General features: G+C 64.1%; 13 protein-coding genes. 9 read left to right on the top strand and 4 right to left on the bottom strand.

Going from position 1 to position 18,500, the window contains the following annotated elements:
- Positions 1 to 279, top strand: a 279-nt coding sequence (locus AC0L3P_RS33530) for an MFS transporter (protein WP_473308573.1), incomplete at its 5' end; no start/stop codon positions are given.
- Positions 280 to 476: 197 nt separating this feature from the next.
- Here the strand turns inward: AC0L3P_RS33530 and AC0L3P_RS33535 are convergent.
- A complete protein-coding gene (locus AC0L3P_RS33535) occupies positions 477 to 1,811 on the bottom strand; it encodes an MFS transporter (RefSeq protein ID WP_354063830.1) in 1,335 nt (444 codons plus the stop codon).
- A 145-nt stretch (positions 1,812 to 1,956) separates the two neighbouring features.
- Here AC0L3P_RS33535 and AC0L3P_RS33540 point away from each other — a divergent pair, with 145 nt between their 5' ends.
- Genes AC0L3P_RS33540 through AC0L3P_RS33555 form a run of 4 tightly spaced genes read left to right on the top strand, consistent with a single transcriptional unit; the run spans position 1,957 to position 6,555 of the window.
- On the top strand, positions 1,957 to 2,610 hold the full coding sequence (locus tag AC0L3P_RS33540) for an ABC transporter ATP-binding protein (RefSeq protein WP_354063828.1): 654 nt from the start codon (positions 1,957 to 1,959) through the stop codon (positions 2,608 to 2,610).
- Positions 2,607 to 5,069, top strand: coding sequence for an FtsX-like permease family protein (locus AC0L3P_RS33545; RefSeq protein WP_473308574.1), 2,463 nt, complete (start codon positions 2,607 to 2,609; stop codon positions 5,067 to 5,069). Before AC0L3P_RS33540 ends, AC0L3P_RS33545 begins: the two co-directional genes overlap by 4 nt.
- Positions 5,059 to 6,141 (top strand): lipocalin-like domain-containing protein, encoded by a 1,083-nt coding sequence (locus tag AC0L3P_RS33550; RefSeq protein ID WP_275168524.1) that lies wholly within the window; start codon positions 5,059 to 5,061, stop codon positions 6,139 to 6,141. The genes AC0L3P_RS33545 and AC0L3P_RS33550 overlap by 11 nt, the downstream gene beginning before the upstream one ends.
- 27 nt (positions 6,142 to 6,168) lie before the next feature.
- Positions 6,169 to 6,555, top strand: a complete 387-nt coding sequence (locus tag AC0L3P_RS33555; RefSeq protein ID WP_473308575.1) for an MAPEG family protein — start codon at positions 6,169 to 6,171, stop codon at positions 6,553 to 6,555.
- 177 nt (positions 6,556 to 6,732) lie between these two features.
- Here the strand turns inward: AC0L3P_RS33555 and AC0L3P_RS33560 are convergent, their stop codons facing one another.
- The 3 genes from AC0L3P_RS33560 to AC0L3P_RS33570 all read right to left on the bottom strand — a co-directional run bounded on the left by AC0L3P_RS33560 (position 6,733) and on the right by AC0L3P_RS33570 (position 12,612).
- On the bottom strand, positions 6,733 to 7,926 hold the full coding sequence (locus AC0L3P_RS33560; protein ID WP_275168526.1) for an ABC transporter substrate-binding protein: 1,194 nt from the start codon (positions 7,924 to 7,926) through the stop codon (positions 6,733 to 6,735).
- A 304-nt stretch (positions 7,927 to 8,230) separates the two neighbouring features.
- Positions 8,231 to 11,398 (bottom strand): efflux RND transporter permease subunit, encoded by a 3,168-nt coding sequence (locus tag AC0L3P_RS33565; protein WP_275168527.1) that lies wholly within the window; start codon positions 11,396 to 11,398, stop codon positions 8,231 to 8,233.
- Positions 11,395 to 12,612: an efflux RND transporter periplasmic adaptor subunit gene (locus AC0L3P_RS33570; protein ID WP_275168528.1), complete on the bottom strand. Its 1,218-nt coding sequence runs from the start codon at positions 12,610 to 12,612 to the stop codon at positions 11,395 to 11,397. Before AC0L3P_RS33570 ends, AC0L3P_RS33565 begins: the two co-directional genes overlap by 4 nt.
- A 282-nt stretch (positions 12,613 to 12,894) precedes the next feature.
- Between AC0L3P_RS33570 and AC0L3P_RS33575 the strand changes: the two genes are divergently transcribed.
- The 4 genes from AC0L3P_RS33575 to AC0L3P_RS33590 all read left to right on the top strand — a co-directional run bounded on the left by AC0L3P_RS33575 (position 12,895) and on the right by AC0L3P_RS33590 (position 18,496).
- Positions 12,895 to 14,049: an iron-containing alcohol dehydrogenase gene (locus tag AC0L3P_RS33575; protein WP_473308576.1), complete on the top strand. Its 1,155-nt coding sequence runs from the start codon at positions 12,895 to 12,897 to the stop codon at positions 14,047 to 14,049.
- 18 nt (positions 14,050 to 14,067) lie between these two features.
- Positions 14,068 to 15,618, top strand: a complete 1,551-nt coding sequence (locus AC0L3P_RS33580) for an AMP-binding protein (RefSeq protein ID WP_473308577.1) — start codon at positions 14,068 to 14,070, stop codon at positions 15,616 to 15,618.
- Between the two features lie 296 nt (positions 15,619 to 15,914).
- Positions 15,915 to 17,513, top strand: coding sequence for an ABC transporter substrate-binding protein (locus AC0L3P_RS33585; RefSeq protein ID WP_473308578.1), 1,599 nt, complete (start codon positions 15,915 to 15,917; stop codon positions 17,511 to 17,513).
- Between the two features lie 35 nt (positions 17,514 to 17,548).
- Positions 17,549 to 18,496 carry an ABC transporter permease gene (locus tag AC0L3P_RS33590; RefSeq protein ID WP_275168531.1) on the top strand — a complete coding sequence of 316 codons (948 nt, stop codon included), beginning with the start codon at positions 17,549 to 17,551 and terminating at the stop codon, positions 18,494 to 18,496.
- Positions 18,497 to 18,500 lie beyond the last annotated feature (4 nt).

Below are 18,500 nucleotides of genomic sequence, written 5' to 3' on the forward strand. Positions count from 1 at the left end.
CGCACCCCATCTGGGCCCGGGGGTTCCCCCCCCCGGGGGGGCCCCCCCCCCCCGCCCCCCTGGGGGCCCCCCCCCCCCCCCCCGGGGGGCGGGGCCGGCCGCGCCTTCGGCATCGTCTCCACCGGCTTCAATCTCGGCGGCATCGTCAGCCCGCTGCTGTTCGGCTGGATCATGGACCAGAGCGCGCCCCACTGGGTGTTCGGGGCCTCCGTGATCTTCATGGTCGCGACGGTGGTGCTGTCGCCGTTCACGGAGCGGAAGGCGAAAGCCGGTTCTTAAGTCACCAGCGCCACTACAAACTTAACCGTCGTCCCGGCCTAGTGCGCAATTGCGCACGGGGGCCGGGACCCATAGCCACCGAAAGGTGTTGCGGCGCGGGCTGGTCAATACCAGTCTTCGTCCAACTAAAAATCGTGGTTATGGATCCCGGCCTTCGCCGGGATGACAGTTGTGATTGGGTTGGCTGAAGCCGCCCCTTACGTCGGCGACACCGCGCTCTTCAGCGGCGCTGCCTGCGGCGTAGCACCACCGGTCAGCCTGGCCTTTTCCGTGTTCGGCCAGAGCAGGAGCAGCCCGAGCAGGCCGGAGCCGACCATGATTGCGGCGTTGATGGTGAAGCCGGTCATGTAGCCGTCGAGCATGCTGCCGGCGCGCTGGATCACGCTGCCCATCACGAGCGGCGCGATGATGCCCGAAAGGGTATAGAGCGCTCCGTAGATCGCGAGAACCGCGCCGCGCTGCGACGTCGGCGTGAACTCGCCGAGCATGGGCGGGCAGACGACGTAGATCGCGCCGCACAGGCCGGAGCCGACCACGAGCAGGGCGATCTGAAGGCCGGCGCCTTGGACGTGCGGCATCATCGCGAGGATCAGGCCGCCGACGATCAGCGGCACCGAGCCGAGCACGCCGCGGGAGATCCGCGACGTGTAGCCGCGTGCCAGCATCACCTGCGAGATCCAGCCCGTGAGAATGACGATGGTCGCCCCGAACACCCAGGGCAAGATCGAGACGAAGCCCGCCTGAGACTGCGAGAAGCCGAGGCCCTTGACGATGAAGGGCGTGAACCAGGTGAGCCCGAGCGACAGCGCCCAATAGGCGCCGAAGGTCGCGGTCACACAGCCGATGAAGGTGCGCGATGTCAGGAGCTGGAGATAGGGTATTTTCGGTTCGATCACGGCCGATGCGTGGGTGTCCAGCGGGCCTTCCTTGCCGAGTGCGAGCCAGGCGGCGACCCAGATGAGGCCGACGATTCCGAGCGCGCCGAACGCATAGTGCCAGGAATGGTTGACGATGATCCAGTTCAGCGCCGGGACCGCCAGGATCACGCCAAAGGCCGAACCCTGCGACAGGATCGCGGTCGGCATCGTGCGCTTCTCGTCTGGGAACCATTTGTAGACCGCGTGCATCGCCACCGAGGCCGCCGGGCCTTCGCCGGCGCCGAGCACGATGCGGCAGATCAGGAGCGTGGTGAAAGAGACGGTGCCGACCATCGGAAACTGCGTCAGTGCCCAGATCACCGCGAGCGTCAGCAGCACCCAGCGGGTCGGCACTTTGTTCACGATGAAGCCGACCACGATGGCCGAGATCGAGAACAGGAAGAAGAATGAGGAGCCGAGCAGGCCGAACTGCTCGGGCTCAAGCTTCAGCTCCGTCATGATCGGAACGCCCGCAAGACCGACGACGATCTTGTCGGCGAAGTTCACCAGCATGAAAAGAAACAGGAGAAATGTAACGGTCCAGGCACCCTTCGGCGTTTCCTTGGACGTCCCTGTCATTTTGCCCGCCGCGGGCTGCGTTGCCTGAGCGCTCATCATTCTCCCCGTCGTCCCTGTTTGGCACTTTTTTGACTTGGTCCTCTTAGGAGCTAACAACGGCTTCAATACCAACGCAACCCGGCATTTCCGCAGCAAGTGTGCTACGCAGCAATTCCGCTAATTCCGTCCGGCGCCATTCATCGTGCTGAGCATCCGAAACCTCTCCAAGACGTTCTCTTCGGCCGGTGAGCCGGTCCATGTCCTGCGCGGCGTCGATCTCGACCTCAAGGCCGGCGAACGCGTCGCACTGACCGGCGAGTCCGGCAGCGGCAAGAGCACGCTGTTGCACCTGATCGCCGGGCTCGATGCCGCCGATGGCGGCACGATCCGACTGGAAGACACTGAGGTCACCAAACTGTCGGATGCGGGACGCGCCGGCCTGCGGCGCGACCGGATCGGCCTGGTGTTTCAACAGTACAATCTGATCCCGAGTCTGTCGGTCGGGGACAATCTGGCGTTTCAGGCGCGGATCGCCGGCCGGTACGACACAGCTTGGTACGAGGAGCTGATCGAGCGTCTCGGGCTCGGCGGCCTGCTCAAGCGGTATCCAGAACAATTATCAGGCGGACAGCAGCAACGGGTCGCGATCGGCCGGGCGCTGGCGACGAAGCCGTCGTTGCTGCTGGCGGACGAGCCGACCGGCAATCTCGACGAGGCCACCGCCGAGGACGTGCTTGCCCTGACGCGCGACCTCGTCACGCGCACCGGCTGCGGGTTTCTGATGGTGACGCACAGCCTGCATCTGGCCGCGACACTCGATCGCCACGTCAACCTGCATGCCGGGCGGATCGCATGAGGCGCGCGCTCTGGGTCCTCGCCGTCCTGCTCAGTCATTGGCGGCGCCACAAGATGCAATTCGCGACGCTTCTGATCGGGCTGATCGCGGCGACCGCGCTATGGAGCGGCGTGCAGGCGATCAACCAGCAGGCCCGCAACGCCTATGATCGCGCCGCGGCAACCTTCGGCGGCGCGCGCGCGCCGATGCTGGTCGCGCCCGATGCCGCCACCTTTCCGCAGGAGCTGTTCGTCAAGCTCCGCCGCGCCGGCTGGCCGGTCTCGCCGATGCTGGAAGGACGAGTCCAGGTCAACGGACGCTCGGTCCGGCTGCTCGGCATCGAGCCCGTGACGCTGCCGGTCGATGTCGGCAATGCACCGCGCCTCGGCGCTTCGGATCTCAGCAGCTTCGTCGCGCCGCCCGGCCAGACGCTGGTGGCACGGGAGACGCTGAACGATTTGCAGGAGCAGGAGGGCGCGGCACCCGCGATCAGCAGCGGCGCAAAACTGCCGCCGCTGCGCGTGCTGCCGCAGCTCGTGCCCGATGTGCTGGTGGTCGATATCGGCGTGGCACAGCCGCTGCTGAACAAGCCCGACCAGATCTCGCGACTGCTGATCGGCAAACCGAAGGGCAAGCCTGCGCCATTGGCGAACGTCGTCGGCCATCGCTTGCAGCGGGTCGAGCCGGATGCGGAGACCGAGCTGGAGCGTCTCACCGACAGCTTTCATCTGAACCTCACCGCGTTCGGCCTGCTGTCGTTCTTCGTCGGTCTTTTCATCGTCAATTCAGCCGTCGGCCTCGCCTTCGAGCAGCGGCTGCCGATGCTACGCACACTGCGGGCCTGCGGTGCCTCGGCGCGACTGGTCAACACCGTGCTGGTGGTCGAGCTCGTGGCGCTGTCGCTGGTCGCAGGCCTGATCGGGCTTGCCTGCGGCTATTTCATTGCGGCCGCGCTCTTGCCCGACGTCGCGGCGTCTCTGCGTGGACTCTATGGCGCGCAAATCCCGGGGCAGCTCAGCTTGCGACCTGAATGGTGGCTCGCCGGAATCGGCATCAGCATTGCGGGCGCGCTGGTGGCCGCGGCGACCAGCCTGATCAAGGCTGTCAGGATGCCGGTGCTGGCGACCGCGCAGCCGCGCGCCTGGCAACAGAGGCAGCGCCGCTGGCTGATCCTGCAAAGCGGAGCAGCCTGCGCCGTGTTCGCGGTCGCGCTATTGCTGCTCCAGTACGGGCAATCGCTGATCGCCGGCTTTGGCGTGCTGGCAGCGCTGATGTTCGGCGCCGCGTTGATCCTGCCCGCGTTCCTCGAACTCATCCTGCTGGCCGGGCAGCGTTTGGCGCGGAGGCCGCTCGCCCTGTGGTTCTGGGCGGACAGCCGGCAGCAGCTCTCGGGTTTGTCGCTGGCACTGATGGCGCTGCTGCTCGCGCTCGCCGTCAATGTCGGGGTGTCCACCATGGTGGAAACGTTCAGCCGCACTTTTGTTGGCTGGCTCAACGGACGGCTCGCAGCCGATGTCTACATCAGCGCCTCCGACAATGCCAAAGGCGTCGCGATCCGCGACTGGCTGAAGGAGCGCAGCGATGTCCAGGCGATCCTGTCGGGCGGACGTGCCGAGACGCAGGTACAGGGCCAGCCGGTGGAGCTGCTCGGCCTGCCCGATCATGCGCTCTATCGCGAGCGCTGGCCGCTGCTGGAAACCGCGCCCCGTGCCTGGACACAACTCATACCCGGCAATGCCGCGTTCATCAGCGAGCAGCTGAGCCGCCGCCTCAACGTCCGCGTCGGCGATGTCGTTGACGTCCCGGCGCCGGGCGGGACCTGGCAGCTCGACATCGTCGGCATCTATGCCGACTACGGCAACCCCAAGGGACAGCTTGCGGTGAATGTCGCGGCGCTGATCCGGCAATTTCCGCAGACGCCGCAGACGCGCATCGGCCTGATTGTCGCGAAGGAGAATATCCCCGGCCTGATCGCGGCGCTGCAGAAGCAGTTTGCGCTCGACGACCGCAGCGTCGCCGACCAGGCGACAGTGAAGGCGGAGTCGATCCGGATCTTCAACCGCACCTTCGCGGTGACTTCGGCGCTGAACGCGTTCACGCTCGGCGTCGCCGGGATCGCGCTTCTGACCAGCCTTCTCACGTTGGCGAATTCCCGCCTGCCGCAGCTTGCGCCACTCTGGGCGATCGGCATCACGCGGCCGCGCCTTGCCGCGATCGAACTGACCAAGACGCTGTCGGTCGCGCTGTTCACCTCGCTCCTGGCCGTGCCGCTCGGGCTGCTGGTGGCGTGGTGCCTGATCGCGATCGTCAACGTGAAGGCGTTCGGCTGGCGGCTGCCGTTCCATGTGTTTCCCTTGCAATTGGTCGAACTGGTCGCAGTCGCGCTGTTCGCCTCGTTGCTTGCCGCCCTGCTGCCGATGATCCGATTGGCCCGGATGCAACCGGCGAGCCTCGTCAAGGTGTTTGCCAATGAGCGCTGACAGGATCTCCCGGCGCGCCTTCGCCGGCGGCATCGCCGCGCTCGCGGCAGTCCGCCGCGCGGGCGCGCAAGGCTATGCCGGGCTCGGCGCGACGGCCGATGGCTTTGCGAAGGTCACACCGGGAAAGACGTTCGCCTTTCCGGGCGATCACGGGCCGCATCCGGAGTTTCGCATCGAGTGGTGGTATCTCACGGCGAATCTTGTCGATAGCAGCGGTGCGGCTTGCGGCCTGCAATGGACGCTGTTTCGCCAAGCGACCCAGCCGGGGCCGCAGGGCGAGGGCTGGGCCAACCAGCAGGTGTGGATGGCGCATGCGGCGGTGACGCGTGCCGACACCCACCGCTTCAGCGAGCTGTTTTCACGCGGCGGCGTTGGACAGGCTGGCGTCACCGCAAAGCCGTTCTCAGCCTGGATCGACGATTGGGAGATGAACGGATCCGAGCACACCGGCGATCGAACCCTGGCGCCGCTGACGTTAAAGGCCTCGGGCGCCGACTTCAGTTACGCGCTGACATTGGAGGCCGATCGTCCCGTGGTGTTGCAGGGCGACGGCGGCTACAGCCGCAAGTCGGAGCGCGGGCAGGCCTCCTACTATTACAGCCAGCCGTTCTATCGCGCCCGCGGCACGCTCACCATCGACGACAGGCCGGTCGATGTTTCCGGTCAGGCCTGGATGGACCGGGAATGGAGCAGCCAGCCGCTCGACGCCGACCAGACCGGCTGGGACTGGTTGTCGCTGCATCTGGCGTCCGGCGACAAGCTGATGCTGTACCGGCTGCGCCAGAAGGACGGACAAAATCATCCATTCGGCAACTGGATCTCCGCCGCCGGCGACACGCACATGATTGCGGGCGACGACGTCCAGATGAGTCCGAAGGCGACCGCCGAGGTCGCGGGACACAAGCTGCCGGTGGAATGGCAGATCGCGATCCCGTCGCGGTCGTTCTCGGTCCAGTGCAAGCCGCTCAATCCAAAGGCGTGGATGGGGACCGGCTTTTCCTATTGGGAAGGGCCGATCAGCTTTGCCGGCACGCATGACGGCGTTGGCTATCTCGAGCTGACCGGGTATTGAACCGGGACCTCGTCGAAGGGACTAGCGATGTATCACTTCACCGCCCTCGTCACGCTGCTGGCGATCCTGTTCTACTTCTTCATCACCATCAACGTGTCGCGCTCGCGCACCAAAACCGGCGTCAAAGTGCCGGCAATGTCGGGCCATCCGGATTTTGAGCGCGCGTTCCGAATCCAGATGAACACGCTGGAATGGATGCGGATCTTCCTGCCGTCGCTCTGGCTGTTTGCGATTTACATCAGCGATGCCGGCGCAGCGGCGATCGGTGCGATCTGGATCATCGGCCGCATCGTTTACTTCATCGGCTACTCGAAGGCCGCTGCAAAACGCGGCCCGGGATTCTTTATTCAGGGCATCGCGGCCATTGCATTGTGGGCGGGGTCGCTGGGAGCGTTGGTGCTGCGGCTGGTGTGAGGGGCGGGCAAACGCCACACACTCAGTGTCGTCCCGGCGAAGGCCGGGACCCATAACCACGGGATGTGGTTTGACGAAGATTCGGAGTTACCAGTTCGGGCCCACAACTTCTTCCTGGGATTATGGGTCCCGGCTTTCGCCGGGACGACATGGGAGTTATTGGCGCGGTCCTGACCTTCACTTCGTCAGCGGACAGCCGCTCTCCTTGGCGGTGAAGAACGCCTTCTCGCCGGGAACGACCGCGAGCTGCTTGTAATAGTCCCAGGGCTTCTTCGATTCCGAGGGCTTCTTGACCTCGAACAGATACATGTCGTGGACCATGCGGCCGTTCTCGAGCACCTTGCCGCCTTGCGCGAAGTCGTCGTCGACCGGCAGCTCCTTCAGCTTCTTGGCGACCGCATCCGGATCCTTGGTGCCGGCGGCCTTGACCGCCTTGAGATAGCTCAGCGTCGCCGAATAGGTGCCGGCCTGGATCATGTTCGGCATCCGGCCGGTGCGCTTGAGAAAGCGTTCACCGAGATGGCGCGTGCGGTCGTTGATATCCCAGTAATAGCCCTCGGTCAGCACCAGGCCTTGCGCAGCCTGCAAGCCAAGGCCGTTCACTTCGGCGAGCGTCATCAAGAGGCCCGCGAGCTTCTGGCCACCGGAGACGATGCCGAACTCGGACGCCTGCTTGATCGAGTTGGTGGTGTCGAGGCCGGCATTGGCGAGGCCGACGATCTTCGCCTTCGAGCTCTGCGCCTGGAGCAGGAAGGAGGAGAAGTCCGAGGAGTTGAGCGGCACGCGCACCGAACCGAGCACCTTGCCGCCATTGGCCGCGACGATCTCGCTGGTGTCCTTTTCCAGCGCGTAGCCGAAGGCGTAGTCCGCGGTGAGGAAGAACCAGCTGTCGCCGCCGGCCTTGGTCAGCGAGCCGCCGGTGCCGACACCGAGCGCGCGGGTGTCATAGGCCCAGTGGAAACCATAGGGCTGGCAGGCATCGCCGGTGAGGCGCGAGGTCGCAGCGCCGACGACGATGTCGATTTTCTTCTTTTCCTTGGACAGCTCGTGGATCGCGAGCGCGACCGACGAGGTCGTCAGCTCCGTGATCATGTCGACGTTCTCGACATCGTACCAGCGGCGCGCGATCGAGGTCGCGAGATCCGGCTTGTTCTGGTGGTCGGCGGTGACGAGTTCCACCTTCTGGCCCAGCACCTCGCCGCCGAAATCCTCGATCGCCATCCTGGCGGCCTCGACCGACCATTTGCCGCCGTAATCGGCGTAGACGCCGGACTGGTCGTTGAGGATGCCGATCTTGACGCCTTGCGCAGAGGCCGGCGCGGCCAGCAGCAGGGTGGAGGTTGCGACAGCGGCCAAAAGTGCTGATTTCATTCGTTAGCTCCCAGCAGTTTTCTGTTTTGAAATCGCGCGGATACTAGTGAAGAACCCCGCGCCTGCCCATCCATTGCATGTTGGTCGTTAGTATGAAGGGCGTGCCAAGCAAACGGCGTCATCCCGGACAAGCGCAGCGCAGATCCGGGACCCATAACCACAGGGCGTCGTTTTGCGAGGACTCGTGGTTGCGCGCTTCGCATCAAACTTCGCCCTGGGGTTATGGGTCCCGGCCCCCGTGCGCAATTGCGCACTAGGCCGGGACGACACCGGGTTGGTTGATATGCCAGTGATCATCCCCGCGCTAAGGAGCCACCACCCTCGGCTTCCCCTCGTTCTTCCCCTCGGCCAGGTTCCTCACCACCACGTAGAAGATCGGCGTGAACAACAGTCCGAACAGGGTGACGCCGATCATGCCGAAGAACACGGCGACGCCGACAGCTTGCCGCATCTCCGAGCCCGAGCCGGACGATATCACCAGCGGCAGCACGCCGAGAATAAAGGCGAAGGACGTCATCAGGATCGGCCGCAGGCGCAAGCGACAGGCGTCGATCACGGCCTCCAGCCGCGGCTTGCCTTCTTTCTCGATGTCGCGCGCGAACTCGACGATCAGGATCGCGTTCTTCGCCGCCAATCCCACCAGCACGACAAAGCCAATCTGGGTGAGGATGTTGACGTCCTGCCCCATGATGCGCACGCCGATCGTGGCGGCCAACAGGCACATCGGCACGATCAGGATCACCGCGAACGGCAAGGTCCAGCTGCCATATTGCGCGGCGAGCACGAGATAGACGAACAGCACGCAGATCGGGAACACGTAGAGACCCGCATTGCCGCCAGTGATCTGCTGGTAGGACAGGTCCGTCCATTCGAAAGTGAAGCCGCTCGGCAGGGTGTCGTCCGCGAGCTTCTTGATGGCGTTGAGCGCGGTGGTCGAGCTGGTGCCCGGCGCCGGCTCGCCCTGCAACTCGGACGCCGCATAGAGATTGTAGCGCGCGACACGGTCGGGGCCCGAGACGTCCTTGAACTCGACTACGCTGCCGAGCATCACCATGTCGCCGGAAGCATTGCGCGTGCGCAGGCGCGAGAGATCGCTGGGCTCCTTGCGGAACGGGAAATCCGCCTGCGCGGTGACGTGGTAGGTCCGGCCGAACAGGTTGAAGTCGTTGACATAGGTCGATCCGAAATAGGTCTGGATCGTGTCGTTGATGTTGGCGATGGGAACGCCGAGCTTCTGCGCCTTGGTGCGGTCGATGTCGACGAACAGCTGCGGCGTGTTGGCTGAGAACGGGGAGAACACTGAGGGAGCGAGCAGCGAGGGCGATTTGCGCGATGCTGCGACGAGCTCGTCGGTAGCCGCGGCGAGCATCTCAGGCCCACGGCCCTGGCGGTCCTGAATGCGAATGGTGAAGCCGCCGCCGGTGCCGATGCCGGGTACGGCCGGCGGCGGAATCACGATGATGAAAGCCCCCTGAATCGCGGCCAGGCGCTTGCGCAGCTCGACCGTGATGGCGTTCGCGGACAATCCCTTCTTCATCCGCGCCTCGGGCTCGTCGAACACCGGAAATAGCGCGGCCGCGTTGCCGGCCTGCGTGCGCGTGGCGCCGGAGAAGCCGGCGAAGGCGGCGACACGGATGATACCCGGCGTATCCAGCGCGATCCGCTCGATCTCGCGCACGACCTCGGTGGTGCGTGCCAGCGAGGCCGCGCCCGGCAATTGCACGGAGATGATGACGTAGCCGCGATCCTGCGCCGGAATGAAGCCCTGCGAGGTAGTCGCGATCAGCCAGCCGGCGCTGCCGATCAGCACGACGTAGATCAGGATCATCACCGCCGAATGCCGGATCACGAAATTGGCTAGGCCCGCATAGCCATGGGCGAGACGGTCGAACACTCGGTTGAAGACGCCGGTGAAAGCGTTCCAGCCGCGTGCGACAAGATTCCAGCGCGCCGGCGGCCGTTTCTCCTCGTGGGGGACGAGGAGAAGCGAGGCCAGCGCCGGCGACAGCGTCAACGAGCAGAAGCAGGAGATCGCGGTCGCGACCGCAATGGTGACGGCGAATTGCTGAAAGAACTGCCCCGAGATACCGCCCAGAAACGCAGTCGGGACGAACACCGCGCACAGCACCAGCGCGATCGATACCAGTGCGCCGCCGACCTCCTCCATGGTCTTCAGCGCGGCGTCGCGCCGGCTCATGCCGTGCTCGAGATGCCGCTCGACATTCTCGACCACGACGATGGCGTCGTCGACCACGATACCGACGGCAAGCACGAGCCCAAACAGCGTCAGATTGTTGATTGAGAACCCTAGCGCCGCCATCACCGCGAAGGTGCCGACCAGCGAAACCGGAATCGCGATGATCGGAATGATCGCGGGCCGCCACCCTTGCAGGAACACCAGAACCACGATGACCACGAGCAGCATGGCCTCGTAGATGGTCTTGATCAGCTCATGGACGGACTGCGCGATGAACTCGGTCGGGTTGTAGCCGATATTGAAGTCGAGGCCTTTCGGAAAGGTCTCCTTCAGCTTCGTCATCGTGTCCGAAATGTTCTTCGCGGTCGCGAGCGCGTTCGATCCCGGCCGCTGCGTCACCAGCATCGCGACCGCCGATTTGCGCAGCAGGAAGCTGTTGGTGGAGTACGCGAGAGCACCGAGCTCGATACGGGCGACGTCGCGCAGCCGCACCGTGCGGCCGTCGGAGCCGGCCTTGATCAGGATGTCCTCGAACTGCTTCTGGTCTTTCAAACGCCCGGTGAAGGTGAGGTTCGGCTGGAAGGCGCGGTCGGCGATCGGCGGCTCGGCGATCTGGCCGCCCGCGATCTGCACGTTTTGCGCGCGGATCGCGGCGAGCACTTCAGCAGAAGTCAGGCCGAGATTGGCGATCCGGTCGGGGTCGAGCCATAGCCGCATCGAATAATCGCGCGCGCCGAAGATCTGGATGTCGCCGACGCCGTCGATCCGCAGCAGCTGATCGCGGACCTGGAGCAGCGCATAGTTGGAGATGTAGAGCTGGTCGAAGGTGTCGTCGGGCGACAGCATGAACACGACCATCAGAATGTCGGGCGAGTTCTTGCGCGTGGTGACGCCGTTGCGCTGAACCTCTTCAGGCAGGCGCGGTTGCGCGATCGCGACGCGGTTCTGCACCAGCACCTGGGCCTTGTCGAGATCGGTGCCGAGCTTGAAAGTAACGGTGATGGTAAGCTGGCCGTTCGAGGTCGCCTGGCTGTAGAGATACAGCATGTCCTCGACGCCGTTGATCTCCTGCTCGATGGGAGCTGCAACCGTGTCGGACACGGTCTGCGCGGAAGCGCCGGGATATTGCGTAGTGACGACGACGGTCGGCGGCACCACTTGCGGATATTCGGAGACTGGCAGCGTGGTGTATGCGATCGCGCCGACGATCAGCAGCACGATCGACAGCACCATGGCGAGGATGGGCTGGTTGATGGAGAGGCGGCCGAGATTCATGACTTGTCACCGGGCTTGCCGCCAGCCGGCGCTGGTGCAGTCTGCGGCGCGACCTTGGCGCCGACGCGGGCGCGCTGGATGCCGTTGACAATGACGCGGTCCTCCGCCTTCAGCCCCTCGCGGATTACGCGCAAGCCGTCATCGAGCGGCCCCAGCGTCACCGGACGTGCCTCGACGGTGTCATCAGGCTTCACCACGAACACGATCTTGCGGGACTGGTCGGTCGCGACCGCGACGTCGGGAATCAGCAGCGCCTCATAGGGAGCGCTGCCGATCAGCCGGACGCGACCGAACTGACCCGGCAGGATCGACAGATCGGTGTTCTTGATCACGGCGCGGCTGCGCAGCGTGCCGGTGGAGACATCGAGGCGGTTGTCGAGGAAATTGATGCTGCCTTCACGGGATGGTTTCGTCTCGCCGGCGAGGGTCACCTGCACCGGGTTCGCCGTATCGCGCGAACTTGGGCGGCGGCCTTCGAACCACAGCTTGCTGTATTTGATGAAGGTCGCCTCATCCATGTCGAAATAGATATAGATCGGGTCGAGCGTCACGATCGAGGTGAGCAGCGTCGACGTTCCGGTATCGCTGCCCTGCACGAGATTGCCAGGGCTGACAAGATGGCGGCTGACGCGGCCGGTCAGCGGCGCCGTCACATGCGTGAATTCGATATTGAGCTTGGCGACTTTGAGCGCACCCTCGGCCTGTGTTTCGGCAGCGTGCGCGGCCTGCAAGGCCTGACGGCGCTGATCGACCACCTGCTCGGAGACGGCGCTGGTCTGCACCAGGCTCAAACCGCGATCGAGCTCCCGCTTTGCAAGCTCCACCTTGGCACGCGCATCGGAAAGCTGCCCCTCCGCCTGCGTGGCCACCGCCTCGAACGGACGAGGGTCGATGACATAGAGCAGATCACCCTGACGCACGATGGCGCCATCCTGGAATTCGACAGAGTTGACGAACCCGCCGACGCGCGGGCGGACCTGCACCTCCTCCATGGCCTCGAAGCGGCCGGTGAACTCGTCCCAATCGGTGACGGTGCGCTTGACCGGCTGGGCTACCGTCACCGGCGCCGGCGGCGGCGCGGCCGCTTGCGGGGTCGGCTGGCCACAGCCCGCAAGACCGAATGCCGCGGCGAAAAGCCCGGCGATCACGCGAGGTCGAGGCGAAACGAAATCGTGCCTTTTGACAAACTGCTCGCTTCCGTCCGGTCCAGTCATCCCAGGTCCTCGCATAAAAACCGCGGAAATAGCAGGGTACGCCTGTACCCGCGGGCGCCACAAGATGGGTTTCAATGATGAACTCTTCAAGACCACCGCACGCGCAATGCTCGGAAGAATGCCCTGGCCGGATGACGGGTTGACAGGGCTTGTTCGCCTCTCTCCGGCAAGACTGGGGAAAGGTGGACGAGAGAGCGACAGCGTCTTCACACATGACGGGCGGAGCCGGCTCGGCTAGATTACCCCTCATAAAACAAGACGAATTGTCCGGGGAGGCCAGGCGTGCACCAGGGACGTGTCGTTTACGGCGCGATCGAGGAGGTCGTGTTCGGCCACCCCGCGGCCGAAGCCGTGGTCGCCCAGATGGACCGGCTGGGGACGCGCCGCGCCTTCCTGATGGTCTCGGGCACGCTCAACCGGCAGACCGACGAAATCGCGAAGATCAAACAAGCCCTGGGCACACGCTGCGCGGGCGTCTTCGACGCGATGCCGGCCCACACACCGCGCGAGGCGGTGATCGCCGCCACCAATGCGGCGCGCGAAGCGGGCGCCGACCTGATCGTCACCGTGGGCGGCGGCTCGATCACCGACGGAGCCAAGGCGGTGCAGCTCTGCCTTGCCAACGGCATCGACGATGTCGACGGCATCGAACGTATCCGCGTGCACAAGGGCGTCGCGCCCGAGATGACGGCGCCGACCGTGCGTCAGATCAGCGTGCCCACCACGATCGCCGGCGGCGAGTTCAGCTCGGTCGCAGGCGTCACCGACCGCACCGCCCATGTGAAACAGATGCTGCGGCATCCGCTCAGCGTTCCGCGCGCGACCATCCTCGATCCCGCCATCACCGTGCACACGCCGGAATGGCTATTCCTCTCGACCGGCATCCGCGCCATCGATCATTGCGTCGAGGCGATCTGCTCGCGCGAGACGCACCCCTATGCCGACGCACAGTCGGTGAAGGGCCTCGCGATGCTTGCTGACGCGCTGCCGCGGGTGAAGGCAGACCCTGCTGACCTCGACGCGCGCATGGATGCGCAGATCGGCACATGGCTGTCGATGGGCGCGCTCGCTGCCGGCGTGCCGATGGGGGCAAGCCACGGCATCGGTTACGTGCTGGGCGCAGCCTTCAATGTGCCGCATGGCTACACCTCCTGCGTCATGCTGCCGGCTGTGATGCGCTGGAATGCGCCCGACAATGCCGAGCGCCAGATGATCGTCGCGGCCGCAATGGGCTTTCCCGGCCACAAGGCGGCCGACGTGCTCGATGCCTTCATCCGTTCGCTCGGCATGCCCCGCAGCCTCGCCGATGTACGCGTCTCGCCGGAACATTTCGACGCCATCGCGGAAGCCGCGATGCGCACGAACTGGATCCCACGCAACCCGCGCAAGATCGACGGTCCCGCGCAGTTGCGCGAAATCCTGCTTCTTGCCGCATGATCTAAAGCCGGAGGACCGATGTATCCAGGTCAACATGCCCGCCTGCGCCCGCTCCAGCCTGCCTTCATCATGGCGGCGACGGGCGAGGCCGTCACCTATCGCGAGCTCGATGCGCGCAGCAACCGGCTGGCGCATCTGTTTCGCAATTATGGCCTGAGGCGGCTCGACCATTATTCGATCTTCATGGAGAACAATTCCCGCTACCTCGAAGCCTGCGGCGCGGGTGAGCGCTCCGGTCTCTACTACACCTGCATCAACTCGTTCCTGACGCCGGGAGAGCTCGCTTATCTGCTGGTCAACAGCCAGTCGAGGATCCTGATCACATCGGTTGCGAAGCTCGATATCGCCCGCGAGGCAATCAAGGTCTGCCCCGACATCAAACTGTGCATCATCGTCGACGGCCCGGGCGAGAGTGAGCGCATCGTTGGTCTCACTGAGGTGACCGCCGAGCTGCCGAAGACGCCGATTCCCGATGAATGGCTCGGTACCGCCATGCTGTATTCATCGGGCACGACGGGACGGCCAAAAGGGATTCTGCGGCCGCTTCCGGAGGAGCCGCCAAAGCACAATCTGCCGTTGTTCGATTTCCTGACAAAGCTTTGGCAATACCGCGAGGGCATGATCTACCTCTCCCCGGCGCCGCTTTATCATTCGGCGCCGCAGGCCGCGGTCAACCTGACGATCCGGATCGGCGGCACCGCGATCATCATGGAAAATTTCGATCCCGAGCGGTACCTCCAGCTCGTCGAGCAATGGGGTATCACCCACACCCAGCTGGTGCCGACGATGTTCTCACGCATGCTCAAGCTGCCGGAGCAAGTGCGACAGCGCTACGACCTCTCCTCGCTTGAAATCGCGATCCATGCCGCCGCGCCCTGCCCGGCCCTGGTGAAGGACGACATGATCAAATGGTGGGGACCGATCATCCACGAATATTACGGCGCGACCGAAGGCCTTGGCTTCACCGCCTGCGACAGCGCTGAATGGCTCGCCCATCGCGGCACCGTCGGCAAGGTGCTGCTCGGCGACCTCCATATTCTCGGCGAAAACATGAAGCCATGCCCGACCGGCACGCCGGGTCAGGTCTGGTTCAAGACGGCCACGCCATTCGAATATTTCAACGACCCGGAGAAGACCAAGGAAGCGCGTTCGGCCGACGGCAGCATGAGCACGGTCGGCGACGTCGGCTATGTCGATGAGGACCGCTTCCTCTATCTAACCGACCGCGCGACCTTCATGATCATCTCCGGCGGCGTGAACATCTATCCGCAGGAGTGCGAGAATTTGTTGATCACCCATCCAAAGGTCGCTGACGCCGCGGTGTTCGGCGTGCCCAATCCCGATCTCGGCGAAGAGGTGAAGGCGGTGGTGCAGCCGATGCCGGGCGTCGTGCCGGACGAGGCGCTCGCCGAAGAGCTGATCGCGTTCTGCGGAGCATCGCTGTCGCGGCAGAAGGTGCCGCGCTCGGTGGATTTCGAAAAGGAGTTGCCGCGGCTGCCCACGGGGAAGCTGTACAAGCGGTTGTTGCGCGACCGGTATTGGGGGAACAAGGCGTCAAGGATTGTGTGAAAACCGCTGTCGTCCTGGCGAATGCCAGGACCCATACCGCGTGATCTCACGATCGTCGTAGGTAGCAATACCGAACGACTTTCTTCACCAAACACCTCCCTGGGGTAATGGGTCCTGGCGTTCGCCAGGACGACGCCGGAGGGACGTCTCGCAATTTGTGAGAGAGCCGCCCCTGCGGCCTTGCGTCATCCGAATTGCCGAGAGGCCGCCCGTCCTTGCCGGTTGCCTCACCGCGCTCGCGTCGCTATCGTCTGCTCAAACAGGCCGCAAAAGGCTGATGTCCAGGGAGGACGAGGATGCGGAGCGTACGGGCGCTCGCCGCGACGGCGGCGCTATCTTTGCTGGCGTTTTCGACCATTGCACTCGCCGGCGAGCCCAAGCAGGGCGGCATTTTGCGGATGTATCACCGCGACAGTCCCGGCAATGCCTCGATCCACGAAGGCGCGACCTACTCGCTCAACGTTCCCTTCATGCCGGTGTTCAACAACCTCGTCATCTACAAGCAGGACGTGGCGCAGAACAGCATGGACACCATCGTGCCCGAGCTCGCCGAGAGCTGGGCCTGGGTCAACGACAACAAGACGCTGACCTTCAAGCTGCGCCAGGGCGTGAAGTGGCACGACGGCAAGCCGTTCACCTCGGCTGACGTCAAATGCACTTTCGAGATGCTGATGGGCAAGTCGCAGCAGAAGTTCCGGCAGAACCCGCGCAAGAGCTGGTACGAACAGGTCAACGACGTCTCCACCAACGGCGATCTCGAGGTCTCCTTCAACCTGAAGCGGCCGCAGCCTTCGCTGCTGGCGCTGCTCGCCTCCGGCTACACGCCGGTCTATCCCTGCCACGTCTCGCCCGGCGACATGCGCACGCACCCGATCGGGACCGGGCCGTTCAAGTTCGTCGAGTTCAAGGCCAATGAATCGATCAAGCTGACCCGCAATCCCGACTATTGGCGCAAGAGCCGGCCCTATCTCGACGGCATAGAGTTCACCATCATCCCGAACCGCTCGACCGCCATCCTCGCCTTCGTCGCCGGCAAGTTCGACATGGCCTTCCCGACCGAAGTGAGCATCCCGCTTCTCAAGGACGTCAAATCGCAGGCGCCGAACGCAGTCTGCGTGGTCGAACCCAACAATGTCGCCACCAACATCATCGTCAATTCGTCCGCGCCACCGTTCGACAATATCGACATCCGCCGCGCCATGGCGCTGTCGCTCGACCGCAAGGCCTTCATCTCGATCATGTTCGAGGGTCAGGGCGACGTCGGCGGCACCCTGCTGCCGCCGCCGAACGGGCTGTGGGGCATGCCGAAGGAGATGCTCGAGACCATTCCGGGCTATGGACCCGACATCAACGCCAATCGCGAAGAAGCCAAGAAGCTGATGCAGAAGGCCGGATATGGGCCGGACAAGCACCTCGCCGTCAAGGTCTCGACCCGCAACATCCCGGTCTATCGCGATCCCGCCGTGATCCTGATCGACCAGCTCAAGAGCATCTATATCGACGGCGAGCTCGACGTGGTCGAGACCGCAAACTGGTTCCCGAAGGTTGCGCGCAAGGACTACATGCTCGGGCTCAATTTGACCGGCAATGCCGTCGACGATCCCGACCAATCCTTCTACGAGAACTATTCCTGCGGCTCCGAGCGCAACTACACCAATTACTGCAACAAGGAGATCGAGAAGCTGTTCGACGTGCAGTCCCAGGAGACCGACGTCAACAAGCGCAAGAAGCTGGTGTGGGACATCGACAAGAAGTTGCAGGAGGACGTCGCCCGCCCGATCATCTTCCACGCACGTACCGGCAGCTGCTGGCAACCTTACGTCAAGGGCGTGACGGTGATGTCCAACAGTTCCTATAACGGCTATCGGTACGAGGATGTCTGGATGGACAAGTAGCGCAGGCGGCTGACGGGTTCGACGGGAGGCGATGCATGTTTGCCTATCTGGTGCGGCGCCTGTTCCTGATGCTCGTGACCCTGTTCGGGATCTCGATCGTCATTTTCTTCCTGCTGCGCATCGTCCCCGGCAACATCGTCGACATCCTGTTCGCCGCGGCCGGCTATGTCGATCCCGCGGACAAAGCCAATCTGGAGAAAGAGCTCGGCATCGACCAGCCGCTGGTGGTGCAATATTGGCACTGGATTAGTGGCTTTCTGCGCGGCGATTTCGGCTACTCCTATGTCTCCGAGAAGCCGGCGCTTCAGGAGATCCTGCCACGGATTCCGATCACGGCGCGGCTTGCCGGCCTGGCGTTGTTGTTCTCGGCGTCGATCGGCATTCCCTTGGGCGTCATCAGCGCGGTGAAGCAGGGAACGAGGCTCGACTACGCGTTGCGTGTGGTGAGCCTCAGCGGATTGTCGCTGCCTTCGTTCTGGCTCGGCCTGCTCATCCTCACCGCCTCGGTGGCGATGTTCAACCAGATGCCGATCTTCAATCCCAATCCGCAGACCTGGCTGGAAGCGTTTGCGACCTATGCCGTGCCCGCCGCCGCCGTCGGCTTCCGCAGCGCGGCACTGACCATGCGCATCACCCGCTCCTCGATGCTGGAGGTGCTGCGGCAGGACTATATCCGCACCGCGCGTGCCAAGGGCGCATCGGACGCCGCCGTGAACTATCAGCATGCGCTCAAGAATGCGATTTTGCCCGTCATCACCGTGATCGGCATCGAGGCGGCGTTCCTGATCGGCGGCCTCATTGTCACCGAGACCGTGTTCAACATCCCCGGCGTCGCGCGCTTCCTGGTCGAGGCGATTCGCTGGCGCGATTATCCGATCGTGCAGAACCTGGTGATGCTAATTGCGATTGTGGTGGTGAGCGCGAATTTCATCGTCGACATGCTGTACGCCGTGTTCGACCCGCGTATCCGGTACACGGATTAGGAGA

It is taken from the genome of Bradyrhizobium sp. WSM4874 (assembly GCF_055811835.1).

Bases quoted from the DNA above. Each gene is read 5' to 3' on its own strand.
- AC0L3P_RS33560 (WP_275168526.1), bottom strand. From the start codon at position 7,926: ATGAAATCAGCACTTTTGGCCGCTGTCGCAACCTCCACCCTGCTGCTG.
- AC0L3P_RS33590 (WP_275168531.1), top strand. From the start codon at position 17,549: ATGTTTGCCTATCTGGTGCGGCGCCTGTTCCTGATGCTCGTGACCCTG.
- AC0L3P_RS33535 (WP_354063830.1), bottom strand. From the start codon at position 1,811: ATGAGCGCTCAGGCAACGCAGCCCGCGGCGGGCAAAATGACAGGGACG.
- AC0L3P_RS33570 (WP_275168528.1), bottom strand. From the start codon at position 12,612: ATGACTGGACCGGACGGAAGCGAGCAGTTTGTCAAAAGGCACGATTTC.
- AC0L3P_RS33585 (WP_473308578.1), top strand. From the start codon at position 15,915: ATGCGGAGCGTACGGGCGCTCGCCGCGACGGCGGCGCTATCTTTGCTG.
- AC0L3P_RS33580 (WP_473308577.1), top strand. From the start codon at position 14,068: ATGTATCCAGGTCAACATGCCCGCCTGCGCCCGCTCCAGCCTGCCTTC.
- AC0L3P_RS33565 (WP_275168527.1), bottom strand. From the start codon at position 11,398: ATGAATCTCGGCCGCCTCTCCATCAACCAGCCCATCCTCGCCATGGTG.
- AC0L3P_RS33550 (WP_275168524.1), top strand. From the start codon at position 5,059: ATGAGCGCTGACAGGATCTCCCGGCGCGCCTTCGCCGGCGGCATCGCC.
- AC0L3P_RS33555 (WP_473308575.1), top strand. From the start codon at position 6,169: ATGTATCACTTCACCGCCCTCGTCACGCTGCTGGCGATCCTGTTCTAC.
- AC0L3P_RS33545 (WP_473308574.1), top strand. From the start codon at position 2,607: ATGAGGCGCGCGCTCTGGGTCCTCGCCGTCCTGCTCAGTCATTGGCGG.